The organism is Pseudomonas saponiphila, from assembly GCF_900105185.1.
Classification (GTDB): Bacteria; Pseudomonadota; Gammaproteobacteria; order Pseudomonadales; family Pseudomonadaceae; genus Aquipseudomonas; species Aquipseudomonas saponiphila.
Genome location: NZ_FNTJ01000001.1, coordinates 4,548,337 through 4,564,858, shown reverse-complemented (window position 1 = coordinate 4,564,858; position 16,522 = coordinate 4,548,337). Strand labels below are relative to the sequence as shown.

General features: G+C 64.4%; 18 protein-coding genes. 13 read left to right on the top strand and 5 right to left on the bottom strand.

The window, feature by feature from the left end:
- Positions 1–20: 20 nt before the first annotated feature.
- Both BLV47_RS21440 and BLV47_RS21435 read right to left on the bottom strand, forming a co-directional pair.
- Entirely contained in the window at positions 21–653 is a 633-nt protein-coding gene (locus BLV47_RS21440; RefSeq protein WP_092316864.1) for a LysE family translocator, read from the bottom strand.
- Between the two features lie 43 nt (positions 654–696).
- A complete protein-coding gene (locus BLV47_RS21435) occupies positions 697–1,323 on the bottom strand; it encodes an alanyl-tRNA editing protein (protein ID WP_092316861.1) in 627 nt (208 codons plus the stop codon).
- A gap of 89 nt (positions 1,324–1,412) precedes the next feature.
- Here BLV47_RS21435 and BLV47_RS21430 point away from each other — a divergent pair, with 89 nt between their 5' ends.
- The gene (locus BLV47_RS21430) at positions 1,413–2,366 is read left to right on the top strand and encodes a LysR family transcriptional regulator (protein WP_092316858.1); all 954 of its coding nucleotides are present in this window, start codon (positions 1,413–1,415) and stop codon (positions 2,364–2,366) included.
- 153 nt (positions 2,367–2,519) lie between these two features.
- Here BLV47_RS21430 and BLV47_RS21425 read toward each other — a convergent pair whose 3' ends face one another.
- Both BLV47_RS21425 and BLV47_RS21420 read right to left on the bottom strand, forming a co-directional pair.
- Entirely contained in the window at positions 2,520–2,927 is a 408-nt protein-coding gene (locus BLV47_RS21425) for a PA2817 family protein (RefSeq protein ID WP_016968255.1), read from the bottom strand.
- Between the two features lie 85 nt (positions 2,928–3,012).
- The gene (locus tag BLV47_RS21420; RefSeq protein WP_092316855.1) at positions 3,013–5,460 is read right to left on the bottom strand and encodes an acyl-CoA dehydrogenase; all 2,448 of its coding nucleotides are present in this window, start codon (positions 5,458–5,460) and stop codon (positions 3,013–3,015) included.
- Positions 5,461–5,688: 228 nt separating this feature from the next.
- Between BLV47_RS21420 and BLV47_RS21410 the strand changes: the two genes are divergently transcribed.
- From BLV47_RS21410 to BLV47_RS21395, 4 genes are all read left to right on the top strand, one after another.
- Positions 5,689–6,348 carry a transglutaminase-like domain-containing protein gene (locus tag BLV47_RS21410; RefSeq protein WP_092316850.1) on the top strand — a complete coding sequence of 220 codons (660 nt, stop codon included), beginning with the start codon at positions 5,689–5,691 and terminating at the stop codon, positions 6,346–6,348.
- Between the two features lie 42 nt (positions 6,349–6,390).
- A complete protein-coding gene (locus BLV47_RS21405) occupies positions 6,391–7,014 on the top strand; it encodes a glutathione S-transferase family protein (RefSeq protein WP_092316847.1) in 624 nt (207 codons plus the stop codon).
- A gap of 131 nt (positions 7,015–7,145) precedes the next feature.
- On the top strand, positions 7,146–8,078 hold the full coding sequence (locus BLV47_RS21400) for an ABC transporter ATP-binding protein (RefSeq protein ID WP_092316844.1): 933 nt from the start codon (positions 7,146–7,148) through the stop codon (positions 8,076–8,078).
- Entirely contained in the window at positions 8,075–8,854 is a 780-nt protein-coding gene (locus BLV47_RS21395; protein WP_060838224.1) for an ABC transporter permease, read from the top strand. Before BLV47_RS21400 ends, BLV47_RS21395 begins: the two co-directional genes overlap by 4 nt.
- A gap of 53 nt (positions 8,855–8,907) precedes the next feature.
- On the opposite strand, the gene BLV47_RS21390 is transcribed toward BLV47_RS21395, so the two are convergent.
- Entirely contained in the window at positions 8,908–9,423 is a 516-nt protein-coding gene (locus BLV47_RS21390; protein ID WP_092316841.1) for a DUF2062 domain-containing protein, read from the bottom strand.
- Positions 9,424–9,562: 139 nt separating this feature from the next.
- Between BLV47_RS21390 and BLV47_RS21385 the strand changes: the two genes are divergently transcribed.
- From BLV47_RS21385 to murB, 8 genes are all read left to right on the top strand, one after another.
- Positions 9,563–11,779 carry a DNA internalization-related competence protein ComEC/Rec2 gene (locus tag BLV47_RS21385; RefSeq protein ID WP_092316838.1) on the top strand — a complete coding sequence of 739 codons (2,217 nt, stop codon included), beginning with the start codon at positions 9,563–9,565 and terminating at the stop codon, positions 11,777–11,779.
- A 117-nt stretch (positions 11,780–11,896) separates the two neighbouring features.
- Entirely contained in the window at positions 11,897–12,532 is a 636-nt protein-coding gene (locus tag BLV47_RS21380) for a MotA/TolQ/ExbB proton channel family protein (RefSeq protein WP_016968261.1), read from the top strand.
- Complete coding sequence (locus tag BLV47_RS21375) at positions 12,529–12,957, top strand: ExbD/TolR family protein (RefSeq protein WP_092316835.1); 429 nt, start codon at positions 12,529–12,531, stop codon at positions 12,955–12,957. Before BLV47_RS21380 ends, BLV47_RS21375 begins: the two co-directional genes overlap by 4 nt.
- Positions 12,957–13,967, top strand: coding sequence for a tetraacyldisaccharide 4'-kinase (lpxK, locus tag BLV47_RS21370; RefSeq protein WP_092316832.1), 1,011 nt, complete (start codon positions 12,957–12,959; stop codon positions 13,965–13,967). The genes BLV47_RS21375 and lpxK overlap by 1 nt, the downstream gene beginning before the upstream one ends.
- A gap of 23 nt (positions 13,968–13,990) precedes the next feature.
- Entirely contained in the window at positions 13,991–14,176 is a 186-nt protein-coding gene (locus tag BLV47_RS21365) for a Trm112 family protein (RefSeq protein WP_019689343.1), read from the top strand.
- Complete coding sequence (gene kdsB, locus BLV47_RS21360; RefSeq protein WP_092316829.1) at positions 14,173–14,937, top strand: 3-deoxy-manno-octulosonate cytidylyltransferase; 765 nt, start codon at positions 14,173–14,175, stop codon at positions 14,935–14,937. The genes BLV47_RS21365 and kdsB overlap by 4 nt, the downstream gene beginning before the upstream one ends.
- Entirely contained in the window at positions 14,937–15,401 is a 465-nt protein-coding gene (locus BLV47_RS21355; protein WP_092316826.1) for a low molecular weight protein-tyrosine-phosphatase, read from the top strand. The genes kdsB and BLV47_RS21355 overlap by 1 nt, the downstream gene beginning before the upstream one ends.
- Positions 15,398–16,417, top strand: coding sequence for a UDP-N-acetylmuramate dehydrogenase (gene murB / locus BLV47_RS21350; protein WP_092316822.1), 1,020 nt, complete (start codon positions 15,398–15,400; stop codon positions 16,415–16,417). Before BLV47_RS21355 ends, murB begins: the two co-directional genes overlap by 4 nt.
- The last annotated feature ends 105 nt before the right edge of the window (positions 16,418–16,522 follow it).

Sequence of the window (16,522 nt, the reverse complement as noted above, 5' to 3'; positions counted from 1 at the left end):
GGACCTTTGTCGTGGCTCGCTTACAGCGACAGCAGTAGGCGTCCGGCGAACAGCAGCAGGATCAGTCCCATGCAGCGCTCGAACCAGTGCCCCAGGCGCATGAACAGCAGGCGCACCCTGGCGCTGGAAAAGAACAGCGCGACAATCACGAACCACAAAGCGTTGACCAGGCACATCCAGGCCCCATACAGGGCCTGAATGCCCAGCGGCGTGGTGGCGCTGACCAGGGTGGTGAAGATCGCCAGGAAAAACAGGGTCGCCTTGGGGTTGCTGGCGTTGGTCAGGAAACCGGTGGTAAAGGCCCGCAGCAGGCTCTGCGCTGGTTCATCCTGCGCTGTTTCGCCCGGGATGCTGGTCTTGGCCTTGCTGCGCAACAGGCTGACGCCCAGGTACAGGATGTAGGCGGCGCCCAGCAGTTTGGCGGCGCTCAGCAGCCAGGGCGTCGCGTGCATCAATGCGCCGACTCCCAGCAGGGTGTAGAGCACGTGCACCGAAATGCCGGCGCCGATCCCCAGGGCGGTGCAGACCCCGGTCATCCGGCCGAAGCGCACGCTCTGGCGGATGGTGACGGCAAAGTCCGGCCCCGGTGCGACCACGGCGAGGAAGTGAACCAGGGCCAGAGCGAGAAACTCGCCAAGATAATTGGACAGCATGCTGACTCCGCAAAGCAGTTAGGGGGGAAGGGGGCAGGCGTGTTCAGTCGAGGCTGTAGCTGACCGAGAGCGTGCCTTTCTTCTGCGAGATCGAGTCGATGTTCACCCGTCCCAGTTGTTGCAGGTGCTGGACGTGGGTGCCGCCGCAACCGTAGGCGGGCAGCGGGCCAAACCCGACCTGGCGGGTTCCGGCGGCCAGGGAAATGTGTCGGGGCCAATCCTCGCCAATCCATTGCTCAAGGGCGTTCTGCACCTCGGCGCAGTCGATTTCCCCAGGTTGTTCGTCCGGTTTGAACGACACCCGACCCTCTCCAGGCCAGTGATGGGCCTTGATCGGTGTCCAGCCCCGGCTTTGCACAAAGTGGCCGATCAGGTGCCCGGCGGAATGCATACGGCTGTTGAACAGGCGTTGCGGCTCATCCACGCGAGCTGCATGGCTTCCCGGCGTCAGGGGCAGGCTCAGGTAATGCACGATCTGCTCATCTTCCTGGGCGACCCGCAGCACCTGGGCCGCGCCGATCCAGCCGGTGTCGCTGGGCTGGCCGCCGCCCTGGGGGTGAAAGGGCGTGGCGTGCAAGGTTGCGGCAAACAGCCCGTCCCGGGGGATGCAGCTCAGCAGTTCGACCTGGGCGGTCAGCAGATCATGTTCGTAGTACAGGCGAAGCGTCATTTCTCAAACCCTGAATCCAGATGATTTTTTATTATGGGGCCTGGGTAATTGCGTGATAATCCGTTCAAAACTCAATGGACTATTGCGTCATGAGCATAAATCTACCGCTGCCATTACTGGCGGAAATGGCCATCTTCGTCAGGGTGGTGGAAACCGGCAGCTTCTCCGAAGCCGCGCGCCAGCTGGGCTCCTCGCCGTCTGCCGTCAGTCGCAGCATTTCGCGCCTGGAGAAGGCCCTGGCGACCCGCCTGCTGCAACGCACTACCCGCAAGTTGCGCTTGAGCGACGGCGGCGAGGAGGTGTTCAAGCGTTGCAGCGAGATGGTCAGCGCGGCCCGTTCGGTCATGGAGATCAGTGGTCAGTTCACCCATGAGGCCGAAGGCGTGGTGCGGGTCAGTGTGCCCAAGGCGGTGGGGCGCTTCGTGGTGCATCCTCATATGCCGGAGTTTCTTCGGCGCTACCCGAAGGTGGATGTCGAACTGCTGCATGAAGACCGGGATATCGATCTGATCGAAGACAATGTCGACCTGGCGATCCGCATTACCGACCGCCCGCCGCCGGGATTGATCGGGCGCCAGTTGTTGCGCATCGATCACTTGCTGTGTGCCACCCCGCAGTATCTGGCGGAGCATGGCACGCCGTTGCATCCACAGGATCTGCGTCAGCACAGTTGCATCTATCTCGGGGAAACCCCCAGCGACGCCCGCTGGAAGTTCACCCAGGGCGGCAAGGCGGTGACTGTCGGCGTGCGCGGGCGTTACGCCGCCAACCACACCGGTGTGCGCCTGGATGCGGTGTTGCAGCATCTGGGCATCGGCAGCCTGCCGTATTTCACCGCGCGTCATGCCCTGGAGCAGGGACTGATCGTCCAGGTGCTGCCGGAGTGGACCTTTCTTGCCTCCTACCACGGCGGTGCCTGGCTCCTGCATTCACCGACCCGCTACCTGCCGCCCAAGCTGCGGGTGTTCATCGACTATCTGGTGGAATGCCTGGCCAGGGAGCCGACCCTGCACCGCCCCGGCAAAGGCGAACGCAGCTTGTAGGAGCTGGCTTGCCAGCGAAAATATCTCTAAGGGCGATGCAAGACCCAAGGGCCTCTTCGCCGGCAAGCCGGCTCCTACGGAGACGATGGGGGCGGGCACAAAAAAGGCCCGCCGGACGAACCGAGCGGGCCTTGGTGGCACCAGGGCCTGCAATCAGTGCTTGCTGTCCTGGGCGGAGAGCGCCAGCAATTGTTTTTCCTGGTTCCAGTCGAAGGGCTCGTCGTTCTGCTCGGCTTCGAAGCGGCGTTCTTCCAGGGCCTGGTACAGGTCGATTTCTTCATCGGGCATGTAGTGCAGGCAGTCGCCGGCGAAGAACCACAGCAGGTCGCGAGGCACCAGGTGAGCGATCTGCGGATAGCGCTGCATGATCTGGCACAGCAGGTCCTGGCCCAGGTACTGGCTTTCGATCGGGTCGATCGGCAGCGAGGCGCGCAGTTCGTCGAAGCGCTCCAGGAACAGCGCATGGCTTTCCTCGGGAACCTGTTCGGCTTCTCCCACCGCCACCAGGATGCTGCGCAGGTGGTCCAGGAGGACGAGATGATCGGCGACGACGTTGGACATGACAGGGTCCTCAAGAGCAAAACGGGCGCGGGAGTATATAGCCCCTGCGCCCGGTTTCATAATCGACCTGCCCCGAAGGGCCTGCCTAGCGGATCTTGCCCTCGCTCAAGGTCAGTTCCTCCTTGGCGAAGTCGTCCACGTCGATGACTTTGCGTCGCGCCGCTTCGGCCTCCCGCAGGCTCTGGGCTTCGGCCGCTTGCAGCACGCCGGCCTCCAGGGCCGCATCGATGGCCGATTCGCCGGCCGCCGGTTTGACCTGGCCGCTTTTCAGCGCTTCGTGGAGTTTCTTCTGCAGTGGATGGCTCGCGCTCAGCAGGTTGCAGGCGTGCTGCAGGGCGCCGACCGGATCGTCCTTGGCTTGTGGGCGATAGCAGCCGGCGAGTACCGCTTCCAGGGCCGGGTCGCCCTGGGCGCGGCCAATGATTTCCGCCACTTCGGCATCCTGGCGGTCCGACGGCCCGGTATGGCGACGGCCGAAGGGAAACACCAGTACTCGCAGCAGGCAGCCGAAGAGGCGACTGGGGAAGTTGCCGAGCAACTCGTCCAGGGCGCGTTCGGAGTGGCCGAGGCTTTCTTCCAGGGCCCAGGCCAGCAGGGGGCGCAGGTACTCCGGTGAATCCAGATCGTGATAGCGCTTGAGTGCCGCCGAGGCCAGGTACAGGTGGCTGAGCACATCGCCCAGGCGCGCCGAGAGCCGCTCGCGCCGCTTGAGCTCGCCTCCCAGGAGCATCATGGAAAAGTCGGCCAGCAGGGCAAAGGCCGCAGCCTGGCGGTTCAGGGCACGGAAGTAGCGCTGGCTGAGCGGATCGCCCGGGGCCTGTTCGAAGTGGCCCAGGCCCAGGTTCAGCACCAGGGTGCTGGCAGCATTGCTTACGGCAAAACCAATGTGCTGGAGCAGCAGGGCATCGAACTCCTTCAGCGCCTGGTCATGGTCCTCGCGTCCGGCCAGGGCCATTTCCTTGAGCACGAACGGGTGGCAGCGGATCGCCCCCTGGCCAAAGATCATCAGGTTGCGCGAGAGGATATTGGCGCCTTCCACGGTGATGAAGATCGGTGCGCCCTGCCAGCTGCGGCCCAGGTAGTTGTTGGGCCCCATGATGATGCCCTTGCCGCCGTGCACGTCCATGGCGTGGCTGATGCACTCGCGTCCGCGCTCGGTGAGGTGGTACTTGAGGATGGCCGACAGCACCGAGGGCTTTTCCCCCAGGTCCACGGCATTGGCGGTGAGCATGCGCGCGCTGTCCATCAGCCAGGCGTTGCCGCCGAGGCGGGCCAGGGCTTCCTGGATGCCTTCGAAGGCCGCCAGTGGCACGTTGAACTGCTCACGCACCTGGGCGTACTGGCCGGTCACCAGGCTGGTGAACTTGGCGGCGCCGGTGCCGACCGCCGGCAGGGAGATCGAGCGCCCCACCGACAGGCAGTTCATCAGCATCATCCAGCCTTTGCCGAGCATTTCCCGGCCGCCGATCAGGTAGTCCAGGGGAATGAACACGTCCTTGCCGGAGTTCGGGCCGTTCATGAAAGCGGCGCCCAGGGGCAGGTGGCGGCGGCCGATTTCCACCCCCGGGGTGTCGGTGGGAATCAGCGCCAGACTGATGCCCAGGTCTTCCTGGTCACCCAGCAGGTGATCCGGGTCGTGGGCCTTGAAGGCCAGGCCCAGCAGGGTGGCGACCGGGCCCAGGGTGATGTAGCGCTTTTCCCAGTTCAGGCGCAGGCCGAGGGTTTCCTCGCCCTGCCATTGGCCCTTGCAGATGATCCCGGTGTCGGGCATCGCGCCAGCGTCGGAGCCTGCCAGCGGGCCGGTGAGGGCGAAGCAGGGAATGTCGTCGCCACGGGCCAGGCGCGGCAGGTAGTGATTGCGTTGTTCATCGGTGCCGTAGTGCAGCAGCAGTTCGGCCGGGCCCAGGGAGTTGGGGACCATGACCGTGGAGGCCAGGTCGCCGCTGCGGGTTGCCAGTTTCATCGCAACCTGGGAGTGGGCGTAGGCGGAAAAGCCTTTGCCGCCGTACTCCTTGGGAATGATCAGGGCAAAGAAGCCGTGTTCCTTGATATGGGCCCAGGCCGCGGGCGGCAGGTCCATGTGCTGGCCGATCTGCCAGTCGCTGACCATGGCGCAGAGTTCTTCGGTGGGGCCGTCGATGAACGCCTGTTCTTCAGCGGTCAGTTGGGCCTTGGGATAGGCCAGCAAGGTGTTCCAGTCGGGGCGACCGCTGAACAGCTCGCCGTCCCACCACACGGTGCCGGCATCGATGGCGTCGCGCTCGGTTTGCGACATGGGCGGCAGCACTTTCTGCATCCAGGTGAACAGCGGGGCGCTGAAGTACTTGCGGCGCAGGTCGGGCAGCAACAGCGGCGCGGCAATGGCCGCCAGCACGATCCAGAACACCAGCAGCAACCAGCCGGGAGCCCGGCTGAAGGCGCCCATGGCCAGCAGGTAGACGGCAACGGTGCCCAGGGCGGGCAGGGGAGCGGTGCGGCGGTGCGCCAGATAGGCGACCCCAACCAGCAAAACCAGTATCCACAACAACAGCATATTCAATCCTCCATGAAGCCAGGGGCCAAATCACCCTCAGAGCTTAGTCGGCCTCCGACAAAGCGGGTGATTGCGGTGGTGCGGGTGCGACGCTTGAGTTTGCCGGCCTGCGGGGGCTTTGAAGCACGGCTGGTGATACTCGGACCGACCCTGATCTTTGGCCGAAACGTCGTTATCGCCAGGGCGGTCCTCTCGATAGACTCCAGGCTTCGCTTGGAGGTTTTGCCCATGAACCAGTACTTGCGTCCCAGCCGCTTCATCGATAGTGACCACCCTGCGGTGGTGGAGTTCGCCGAATCTCATCGCGGTGCCGGCGGCGATCCGCGGCAGCAGGCGGTGAACCTTTACTACGCGGTGCGTGAGGCCGTGCGTTACAACTTCTATTCCTTCAGCCCTGATCCGCAAACCCTGCGGGGCAGTCATGCCCTGATCGCCGGCGAAAGCTACTGTGTACCCAAGGCCACTCTGCTGGCCGGTTGTGCCCGGCATTGCGGGATACCCGCGCGCATCGGTCTGGCGGACGTGCGCAATCACCTGTCGACCCCGCGTCTGCTGGAGCTGCTGCGCAGTGATGTGTTCGCCATGCACGGCTACACCGAGCTGTACCTGCAGGGGCGTTGGGTCAAGGCGACGCCGGCGTTCAACCAGAGTCTGTGCGAACTGTTCGATGTGGCGCCGCTAGAGTTTGACGGGGTGCAGGACAGTGTCTTTCACCCCTTCAACCGTCAGGGCGACCAGTCGATGGAGTACCTGGTGGATCATGGGCGCTTCGCCGATGTGCCGCAGGAGCTGTTCTTCAGTCACCTGCAGGCATGCTATCCCCATCTGTTCGGCGAGCAGGGGGGCGTACTGCCGGGGGACATGCGCAGTGATTTGAGTCGCGGCTGATCCGGCGTAGACTGCCCCGGCATTCATAACTGAGGGATGGTCATGCTGAAGATCTGGGGTCGCAAGAACTCGTCGAATGTCAGGAAGGCGTTGTGGTGTGCCGAAGAGCTGGGGCTGGCCTATGAGTCCCTGGATGCCGGTGGCGCCTTCGGTGTGGTGGACACTCCGGCCTACCGGGCGCTGAACCCCAACGGGCGCATCCCGCTGATTGAAGACGACGGCTTCGTGCTCTGGGAGTCCAACACCATCGTGCGTTACCTGGCCGCTCGGCATGCCGCCGACAGCCACTGGTATCCGGCCGATGTGCAGGCCCGGGCCAGTGCCGAGAAGTGGATGGACTGGACCACCTCGACCTTCGCCGAGCCTTTCCGCCACCTGTTCTGGGGAGTGTTGCGCACTCCGGCCGAGCAGCAGGACTGGGCGCAGATCCATGCCGCCAAGGCTACCTGTGCCGAACTGCTGGCTCGGGTCGATCAGGCGCTGGCCGACCAGCCCTACCTGTCCGGGCCGGAAATTGGCGTGGGGGATATTCCCCTGGGGAGCTTCATCTACGCCTGGTTCGAGATGCCCATCGAGCGCCCTGCAATGCCGCATCTGCACGCCTGGTACGAGCGCTTGAAGCAGCGCCCGGCCTATCGTCGGGCGGTGATGACCGCTTTGACTTAATACCCACTATCAACAAGCGTGACTGTACTTGCGTGGCTCAGGCCCGCACCATGGCGTGCGTCCGGCGTCGTTGCAATCCGGCCGGACCGCCCTTACTTATTCAATTCCCCTTCTTGGTGCATGAATCCGATATGAGTTCCGCTCTGTCCATCCGGCAGCTAACCAAAACCTACGGCAACGGTTTCCAGGCCCTGAGTGGTATCGATCTGGACGTCGCCGAAGGTGATTTTTTCGCCCTGCTTGGCCCTAACGGGGCCGGTAAATCCACCACCATCGGCATTCTTTCGACCCTGGTGAACAAGACCAGCGGCAGCGTGAATGTCTTCGGTCACGACCTAGATCGTGAGCCGGCGGCGCTCAAGCGCTGCATCGGTGTGGTGCCGCAGGAATTCAATTTCAACCAGTTCGAGAAGACTTTCGACATCGTCGTGACCCAGGCCGGCTACTACGGCATTCCGGCGAGAATCGCCAAGGAGCGGGCCGAGCAGTACCTGACCCAGCTCGGGCTTTGGGACAAGCGCGATGTGCCTTCGCGCTCCCTGTCCGGAGGCATGAAGCGGCGCCTGATGATCGCTCGGGCCCTGGTCCACGAGCCGCGCCTGCTGATCCTCGACGAACCCACGGCCGGGGTCGACATCGAGCTGCGTCGTTCGATGTGGACCTTCCTCACCGAGCTCAACCAGAAAGGCATCACCATCATCCTCACCACCCATTACCTGGAAGAGGCTGAGCAGCTGTGCCGCAACATCGGCATCATCGACCACGGCACCATCGTCGAGAACACCAGCATGCGTCAGCTGCTGAGCCAGTTGCATGTGGAAACCTTCCTGCTCGACCTCAAGCACGACCTGCGCGTGGCGCCGCAGTTGGCCGGCTATCCGACCCGGCTGGTCGACAGCCACACCCTGGAAGTCCAGGTGGACAAGGCCGTCGGCATCACCGCGCTGTTCGGTCAACTGGCCCTGCAGAACATCGAGGTCTTGAGCCTGCGTAACAAAACCAACCGACTTGAGGAGCTGTTCGTGTCCCTGGTGGAGAAAAATCTGTCGAAGGTGGCGGTATGAGTTCGGAGTTGAAACCCAACCTGGTGGCACTCAACACCATCGTCTATCGCGAGATCCGCCGCTTCACCCGGATTTGGCCGCAGACCCTGCTGCCGCCGGCCATCACCATGGTCCTGTACTTCGTCATCTTCGGTAACCTGATCGGCCGGCAGATCGGCGATATGGGTGGCTTCACCTACATGGAGTACATCGTGCCGGGGCTGATCATGATGTCGGTGATCACCAACTCCTACGGCAACGTGGTGTCGAGCTTCTTCGGCAGCAAGTTCCAGCGCTCCATCGAGGAACTGATGGTATCGCCGGTGTCGCCGCACACCATCCTGATCGGCTATACCCTCGGCGGGGTCCTGCGGGGCCTGATGGTGGGGATCATCGTGACCCTGCTGTCGCTGTTTTTCACCACGTTGCAGGTGCATCACCTGGGCGTCACCGTACTGGTGGTGGTGCTGACGGCGACCATCTTCTCGTTGCTGGGGTTCATCAACGCGGTGTTCGCGCGCAACTTCGATGACATCTCGATCATCCCGACGTTCGTGCTGACCCCCCTGACCTACCTGGGCGGGGTGTTCTACTCGATCAACCTGCTGCCGCCGTTCTGGCAGACCGTGTCCCTGGCCAACCCGGTGCTGCACATGGTCAACGCCTTCCGCTTCGGCATCCTCGGGGTGTCGGACATCCGCATCAGCGTGGCCATCACCTTCATGCTGGTGGCCACCGTGGTGCTGTACATCGGTTGCGCCCGGTTGCTGGTCAGCGGGCGCGGCATGCGTCAGTGAATGGTTTGCGCGTCTGATGAAAACGGCCTCCCTCGAGAGGCCGTTTTCGTTGTTCATGGGCGCTGCTGCTTGCGCCTGCGCCACTGGCGCGCGACCCACCAGCGCCAATAGAGCATGGTCAGGCAATAGGCCGTGGCTCCCAGCACCAGCCCGGCCACCACCGAGCCCAGGAGAAAGGGTTGCCACAGGGTGCTGAGCTGACCGCTGATCCACTCCCAGGTCAATTCGTCCGGCAGGGTGCGGGCCGGCACGTTCATCAGCCAGGCCCCCAGTTGATAGGTGCAGAAGAACACCGGCGGCATGGTGATGGGGTTGGTCAACCACACCAGGCTGACGCTGATGGGCATGTTGGCCCGCAGCCAGACCGCCAGCGCCGCGGCCAGCAGCATCTGCATCGGAATGGGGATGAAGGCGGCGAACAAACCCACCGCCATGGCACGGGCCACGGAGTGTCGATTGAGGTGCCAGAGGTTGGCGTCATGCAACAGCGTGCCAAGAAAGCGTAAGGACTTGTGTTCCCGGATGCTGGCCGGATCTGGCATGTAACGTTTGAATAAGCGCCGGGGCATAAGGCTTCTCGGTTGGATCAGGTCGCGATTATGAACGGATTCTAGTCAGGGCAAATTCAGACATTGTGACAAATGATAAAACCGCGCCGCCGATCCTCGGCTAAGCCCAGAGTAGGGACTGCCAAGGAGGGGCTGGCTGATGGGGACGGGGTTGCTGGCGCTGGCCGCGGGGCTGCTGGCGCTGGGTTTTCTGCCGGTGCTGCCGCCGGTCTGGCTGCTGCTGGCGATGTCGGTGGTGGGGCTGATGCTGCTGCCTTTTCGTACACATCCCGTGGCATTTTTTCTCTTCGGTTTCGCCTGGGCTTGCATCTCCGGGCATTGGGCCCTGGATGATCGCCTGGCTCCTGGCCTGGAAGGGCAAACCCGCTGGCTGGAGGGGCAGGTCAGTGGTTTGCCGGAGCAGGGCCAGGGCGTGGTGCGCTTTGAACTGCAGGCCGCCCAGGCCCGGCGCGAGCGACTGCCGCGGCGGATACGCCTGGCCTGGCACGACGCCCCGCCGCTGCACAGTGGCGAGCGTTGGCGCCTGGCGGTCAAGCTGCGGCGTCCTGCCGGCCTGCTCAATGTCCAGGGGTTCGATTACCAGGCCTGGCTGCTGGCGCGGCGCATCGGGGCCACCGGCACGGTCAAGGCCGGGCAGTTGCTCAGGCCCGCGCGCCTGGCCTGGCGCGAGGGGCTGCGCCAGCGCCTGCTGGATGTCGAGGCACAAGGGCGTGGCGCCGGGCTGGCGGCACTGGTGATGGGCGACGGCTCGGGTCTGACGCGCCAGGACTGGCAGGTGCTGCAGGACACCGGCACGGTTCACCTGATGGTGATTTCCGGTCAGCACATCAGCCTGCTGGCCGGGGTGATCTACCTCGCAGTGGCCGGGCTGGCCCGCTGGGGCGTCTGGCCCGAGCGCCGGCCGTGGCTGCCCTGGGCCTGTGCCCTGGCCTTTCTCGGGGCCCTGGGCTACGGCCTGCTGGCCGGGTTCGATGTGCCGGTGCAGCGGGCTTGCGTGATGGTCGCCCTGGTCCTGCTCTGGCGGCTGCGCTTTCGCCATCTGGGCGTCTGGCGACCCTGGCTGCTGGCGTTGAATGCGGTGTTGCTGTTCGAGCCCCTGGCCAGTTTGCAGCCGGGATTCTGGCTGTCGTTTGCCGCGGTGGCGATCCTGCTTCTCACCTTCGCCGGGCGCCTGGGGCGCTGGCGCTGGTGGCAGGCCTGGAGCCGGGCTCAGTGGCTGATCGCCATTGGCTTGCTGCCGCCGCTGCTGGCCCTGGGGTTGCCCATCAGCTTCAGCGGTCCCCTGGCCAATCTGCTGGCGGTGCCCTGGATCAGTCTGCTGGTGCTGCCGCCGGCGCTGCTGGGTTGTCTGCTGCTGCCGCTGCCTCATGTGGGCGAGGGCTTGCTGTGGCTGGCCGGGGGGCTGCTGGATGGGCTGTTCCGCCTATTGGGGGTGATCGCCGGTGCCTGGCCGGCCTGGGTAGCGCCGTTGCTGCCCTGGTGGCTTTGGGGGCTCAGTGCCCTGGGGGCCTTGCTGTTGCTCCTGCCCAGCGGTGTACCGCTGCGGGTGCTGGGGGGGCCGCTGCTGCTATTGGCCTTCTGGCCGCCCGAGCCGGTGCTGCACGAGGGGGAAGTGGAGGTCTGGCAACTGGACGTGGGGCAGGGGCTGTCGATGCTCCTGCGCACCCGCGATCACGCCATGCTCTACGATGCCGGCGCCCGGGTGGGGGATTTCGATCTCGGCGAGCGGGTGGTGCTGCCAACCTTGCGCAAACTGGGGGTCAGGCAACTGGACCTGATGCTGCTCAGTCATGCCGATAACGATCATGCCGGTGGCGCCCTCGCGGTCTGGCGCGGAATCGATGTGGCCCGGGTGCGCAGCGGCGAGCCCGGGGCATTGCCCGCCGCCTTGCAGGCACAGCCGTGCGAGTCAGGCCTGGGCTGGCAATGGAATGGGGTGCGCTTTCGGCTTTGGCAATGGTCGGCGGCGACCGATGGCAACCAGGCTTCCTGCGTGTTGCAGGTCGAGGCTCGAGGCGAGCGGCTGTTACTCACCGGCGACATCGACGTGCATGCCGAACGGGCCCTGCTCGCCAGTGCGCTGGCGGTGCACACCCACTGGTTGCAGGCGCCCCATCATGGCAGCCGCACTTCTTCGTCCATGGCCCTGCTGCAGCGCCTGCGACCGACAGCGGTGCTGATTTCCCGCGGGCGGGGCAACGCCTTCGGTCATCCCCATGCCGAGGTGCTGGCGCGCTATCGACGGCTGGGGCTGGCGGTTCATGACAGCGCCGATCAAGGAGCGCTGACACTGCGCCTGGGGACTTTCGGGCCCGTGCAAAGCCTGCGCGCGCAGCGGCGTTTCTGGCGCGATTGAGCATTAATGCCTTAAATAACCGTGAGTTATTAAAGCCCGTGAGCATGCGACATCACGGTCTTCGGTGCGTCCAGCCCCTATGTTAGAGTGGCGCACTTTTTCGAGGGGACTGTCACTGTGTGGGAATTGGTCAAATCCGGCGGCTGGATGATGTTGCCGATCATTCTGAGTTCCATCGCGGCTGTGGGCATCATTGCCGAGCGTTTGTGGACCCTGCGGGCCAGCCGAGTCACCCCGCCCCATCTGTTGGGTCAGGTCTGGCGCTGGATCAAGGACAAGCAACTGAACAAGGAAAAGCTCAAGGAGCTGCGTGCCGATTCGCCCCTGGGAGAGATCCTCGCCGCGGGCCTGGCCAATTCCAAGCATGGTCGCGAGATCATGAAGGAATGCATCGAAGAGGCGGCGGCCCGCGTGATCCACGAGCTGGAGCGCTACCTCAATGCCCTCGGCACCATCGCCGCCATGGCCCCGCTGCTGGGCCTCTTGGGCACGGTGCTGGGCATGATCGACATCTTCAGTTCGTTCATGGGCTCGGGCATGACCACCAACGCCCACGTGCTGGCCGGCGGTATTTCCAAGGCCTTGATCACCACCGCCGCGGGGCTGATGGTGGGGATTCCTTCGGTGTTCTTCCATCGCTTCCTGCAACGTCGGGTCGATGAGCTGGTGGTGGGCATGGAACAGGAAGCGATCAAGCTGGTGGAAGTGATCCAGGGTGACCGCGATGTCGACCTGGCCGAGGGCAAAGCGTGAAATTCCGTCGCAAACCCCGGGAAACCGTGGACATCAACCTCGCGTCATTGATTGACGTGGTGTTCATCCTGCTGCTGTTTTTCGTCGTCACCACCACCTTTACCCGGGAAACCGAGCTGCGGGTCGACCTGCCGGAAGCGGTCAGCGGCTCACCCGCCGAAGACCAGGAGGTCAAGCAGCTGGATATCGCCATCAGCGCCGACGGGGTGTTCTCGGTCAACAATCAGGTCCTGCCGAAAAATGACCTGGCCACCCTGATCGAGGCCTTGCAGAAGGAGTCGGCGGGGGACCCCCATCTGCCGCTGTCCATCAGCGCCGACGGCAAGACTCAACACCAAGCGGTGATCACTGCCATGGATGCGGCCGGCAAGCTCGGTTTCAGCCACCTGCGCATGACCACCGTCGAGGCGGCGCCGGCACCCTGATGGCATTCTCCGATCGTTTGCTCGCCGCCTGGTACAACGGCCACCCCGCGCTGAAACTGCTGCAGCCTCTGGAATGCCTGTACCGCCGAGTGGTGGTGGGCAAGCGCCGGCGCTTTCTGGCGGGCGAGGGGGCGATCTATCAGCCGCCGGTGCCGTTGATCGTAGTGGGCAACATTACCGTTGGCGGCACGGGCAAGACGCCGCTGATCTTGTGGCTGGTGGCGCACTGTCAGCGCCTCGGCCTGCGGGTCGGGGTGGTCAGTCGCGGCTATGGCGCCAAGCCGCCGCAACTGCCCTGGCGGGTGACGGCCGCGGACAGCGCCGCGGTGGCCGGTGATGAACCGCTGCTGATCGTCCAGCGCTGTGGCGTGCCGCTGATGATCGATCCGGATCGCAGCCGCGCGGTACAGGCCTTGCTGGCCGCCGAACCGCTGGACCTGATTCTCTCTGACGACGGCCTGCAGCATTACCGCCTGGCCCGTGACCTGGAGCTGGTGCTGATCGACGCTGCCCGTGGCCTGGGCAACCGGCGCTGCCTGCCGGCCGGGCCCCTGCGCGAGCCGGTGGAACGCTTGCAGAGTGTCGATGCACTGCTCTACAACGGCGCTCTTGATGATCGCGCCGACGGTTTTGCCTTCCATCTCAAGCCTTCGGCGCTGGTCAATCTGCAGAGTGGCGAGCGCCGCCCGGTGGAGCACTTCGCGCCAGGGCAGGCGGTGCACGCGGTGGCCGGCATCGGCAACCCCCAGCGTTTCTTCAATACCCTTGAAACGCTACACTGGCGGCCTGTCCCCCATGCATTTGCCGATCACGCTCAATACAGTGCGCAGGCCCTGGCCTTCACCCCGTCATTGCCGTTGGTCATGACCGAGAAAGATGCGGTCAAGTGCCGTGAATTCGCGGCGGCCGACTGGTGGTACCTGGCGGTGGATGCGGTGCCGTCCGCGGCCTTCATCACCTGGTTCGATACCCAGCTGATGCGCCTGCTGCCTGATCGTCTGTTGCCTTAATCGCTTTTATCCAGGGAAACCTCATGGACACCAAACTGCTCGACATCCTGGCCTGCCCGATCTGCAAGGGCCCGCTCAAACTCAGCGCCGACAAGACCGAGCTGATCAGCAAGGGCGCCGGCCTGGCCTATCCGATCCGCGACGGCATCCCGGTGATGCTGGAAAGCGAAGCCCGTACCCTGACCGCCGAAGAGCGTCTGGACAAATGAGCGGCGCCTTTACCGTGGTCATTCCGGCGCGTTTCGCCTCCACCCGCCTGCCGGGCAAGCCTCTGCAACTGATCGCCGGCAAGCCGATGATCCAGTGGGTCTGGGAGCAGGCCTGCAAGAGCAGCGCCGAGCGGGTGGTGGTGGCCACCGACGACCCGCGTATCGTCGAGGCGTGCCAGGGCTTTGGCGCGCAAGCGCTGCTGACCCGGGAAGATCACAACTCAGGAACCGATCGCCTGGCGGAAGTCGCCAGCCAGCTTGGCCTGGCGGCGGATGCCATCGTGGTCAACGTCCAGGGCGACGAGCCGCTGATCCCGCCTTCGGTGATCGATCAGGTGGCCGCCAACCTGGCCGCCCACACCGAGGCGCGCATGGCCACCCTGGCCGAGCCGATCGAGGATGTGCAGACGCTGTTCAATCCCAACGTGGTCAAGGTGGTCACCGACCTCAACGGTCTGGCCCTGACCTTCAGCCGTGCCACCTTGCCCTGGGCGCGGGATGCCTTCGCCAAGAGTCATGAGCACTTGCCGGAAGGCGTGCCTTACCGGCGCCACATCGGCATCTATGCCTATCGCGCCGGTTTCCTCCATGACTTCGTCAGCTGGGGCCCGTGCTGGCTGGAAAACACCGAATCCCTGGAGCAGTTGCGTGCCTTGTGGCACGGCGTGCGGATTCATGTCGCCGATGCTCTGGAGGCCCCACCCACCGGCGTCGATACCGCCGAAGACCTTGAGCGCGTTCGGCGCCTGCTGGAGGCTTGATGCGGGTTCTGTTCGTCTGCCTGGGCAATATCTGTCGCTCGCCCACTGCCGAGGGTGTGCTGCGCCACAAGTTGCGCGCGGCCGGCCTGGGCGATCAGGTGCAGGTCGCGTCGGCTGGCACCAGCGACTGGCATATCGGCAAGGCCCCTGATTCACGCAGCCAGCAGGCGGCCTTGCGCCGTGGCTACGACCTTTCGGTGCAACGGGCGCAGCAGGTCGGCAGCGCCGATTTCGCCGTGTATGACCTGATTTTCGCCATGGACCAGAGCAACCTGCGCAACCTCAAGGCCTTGCAGCCGGCCGGGGGTAAAGCCGAGCTGGACCTGTTCCTGCGTCGCTACCAGGCGCCGCTGGATGAAGTGCCGGACCCGTATTACGACGGTGAGCAGGGCTTCGAGCAGGTGCTGGACCTGATCGAGGATGCCTGTGACCGGTTGGTGATCGAATTGAAGGGACGGTTATGACCCTGCAGATTCAGTCCGATGTCTCGCTCAAGCCGTTCAACAGCTTCGGCGTCGAGGTCAAGGCCCTGCGCTTTGCCCAGGCCCACAGCGACGACGACGTGCGCGAAGCCCTGGCCTATTGCGCCGCGCAGCAGTTGCCCTTGCTGGTGATCGGTGGCGGCAGCAACCTGCTACTGACCGCGGATATCCGGGCCCTGGTGCTGCGCATGGCCAGCCGCGGCATCCGTTTGCTCAGTGACGATGGGCAGCGGGTGGTGGTGGAAGCCGAGGCCGGGGAAACCTGGCATCCCTTCGTGCTGTGGACCCTGGAGCAGGGCTTGTCCGGGCTGGAGAACCTGAGCCTGATTCCCGGTACCGTGGGCGCTGCGCCGATGCAGAACATCGGCGCCTATGGCGTGGAGATCAAGGACGTGTTCGCCGGCCTGACCGCCCTGGACCGGCACACCGGTGAATTGCGCGACTTCGACCTGGCCCAGTGCCAATTCGCTTACCGCGACAGCCTGTTCAAGCATGAGGCCGGTCGCTGGTTGATCTTGCGGGTGCGTTTTGTCCTCAATCGCGTCGATCACCTGCACCTTGAGTACGGTCCGGTGCGTCAGCGCCTGAACGAGCAGGGCATCGAGCACCCGACGGCCAGCGATGTCAGTCGGGCGATCTGCAGTATCCGCAGCGAGAAACTTCCCGACCCGGCGGTGCTTGGCAATGCCGGCAGTTTCTTCAAGAACCCGGTGGTCCCGGCGCTGCTGGCGGCGCAGATCAAGCAGGCCTATCCGGGGCTGGTGGGTTATCCCCAGGCCGATGGGCAGGTCAAGCTGGCGGCCGGCTGGCTGATCGAGCAGGCGGGCTGGAAGGGCTTTCGTGAAGCCGATGCCGGGGTCCATCGCCTGCAATCCCTGGTGCTGGTGAACTACGGCACGGCCACCGGCCTGCAACTGCTGGAGCTGGCCCGGCGGATCCAGCGCGATATCGTCGAGCGTTTCAGTGTCGAGCTGGAGATGGAGCCGAATCTGTATTGAGGCGACTCTTGAACTAAGCTCAGCGCTTGAGCCAGAGGCCTTGCACGGTGCACACCCTGCAAGGCTTTTTTATGTCCGGCGGCTTAACTTAGCTTGCTAACAATG

What these genes read in the sequence shown, in the direction of transcription:
- BLV47_RS21440 (WP_092316864.1), bottom strand. Translation starts at nt 653, where the DNA reads ATGCTGTCCAATTATCTTGGCGAGTTTCTCGCTCTGGCCCTGGTTCAC.
- BLV47_RS21435 (WP_092316861.1), bottom strand. Translation starts at nt 1,323, where the DNA reads ATGACGCTTCGCCTGTACTACGAACATGATCTGCTGACCGCCCAGGTC.
- BLV47_RS21430 (WP_092316858.1), top strand. Translation starts at nt 1,413, where the DNA reads ATGAGCATAAATCTACCGCTGCCATTACTGGCGGAAATGGCCATCTTC.
- BLV47_RS21425 (WP_016968255.1), bottom strand. Translation starts at nt 2,927, where the DNA reads ATGTCCAACGTCGTCGCCGATCATCTCGTCCTCCTGGACCACCTGCGC.
- BLV47_RS21420 (WP_092316855.1), bottom strand. Translation starts at nt 5,460, where the DNA reads ATGCTGTTGTTGTGGATACTGGTTTTGCTGGTTGGGGTCGCCTATCTG.
- BLV47_RS21410 (WP_092316850.1), top strand. Translation starts at nt 5,689, where the DNA reads ATGAACCAGTACTTGCGTCCCAGCCGCTTCATCGATAGTGACCACCCT.
- BLV47_RS21405 (WP_092316847.1), top strand. Translation starts at nt 6,391, where the DNA reads ATGCTGAAGATCTGGGGTCGCAAGAACTCGTCGAATGTCAGGAAGGCG.
- BLV47_RS21400 (WP_092316844.1), top strand. Translation starts at nt 7,146, where the DNA reads ATGAGTTCCGCTCTGTCCATCCGGCAGCTAACCAAAACCTACGGCAAC.
- BLV47_RS21395 (WP_060838224.1), top strand. Translation starts at nt 8,075, where the DNA reads ATGAGTTCGGAGTTGAAACCCAACCTGGTGGCACTCAACACCATCGTC.
- BLV47_RS21390 (WP_092316841.1), bottom strand. Translation starts at nt 9,423, where the DNA reads ATGCCCCGGCGCTTATTCAAACGTTACATGCCAGATCCGGCCAGCATC.
- BLV47_RS21385 (WP_092316838.1), top strand. Translation starts at nt 9,563, where the DNA reads ATGGGGACGGGGTTGCTGGCGCTGGCCGCGGGGCTGCTGGCGCTGGGT.
- lpxK (WP_092316832.1), top strand. Translation starts at nt 12,957, where the DNA reads ATGGCATTCTCCGATCGTTTGCTCGCCGCCTGGTACAACGGCCACCCC.
- BLV47_RS21365 (WP_019689343.1), top strand. Translation starts at nt 13,991, where the DNA reads ATGGACACCAAACTGCTCGACATCCTGGCCTGCCCGATCTGCAAGGGC.
- kdsB (WP_092316829.1), top strand. Translation starts at nt 14,173, where the DNA reads ATGAGCGGCGCCTTTACCGTGGTCATTCCGGCGCGTTTCGCCTCCACC.
- BLV47_RS21355 (WP_092316826.1), top strand. Translation starts at nt 14,937, where the DNA reads ATGCGGGTTCTGTTCGTCTGCCTGGGCAATATCTGTCGCTCGCCCACT.
- murB (WP_092316822.1), top strand. Translation starts at nt 15,398, where the DNA reads ATGACCCTGCAGATTCAGTCCGATGTCTCGCTCAAGCCGTTCAACAGC.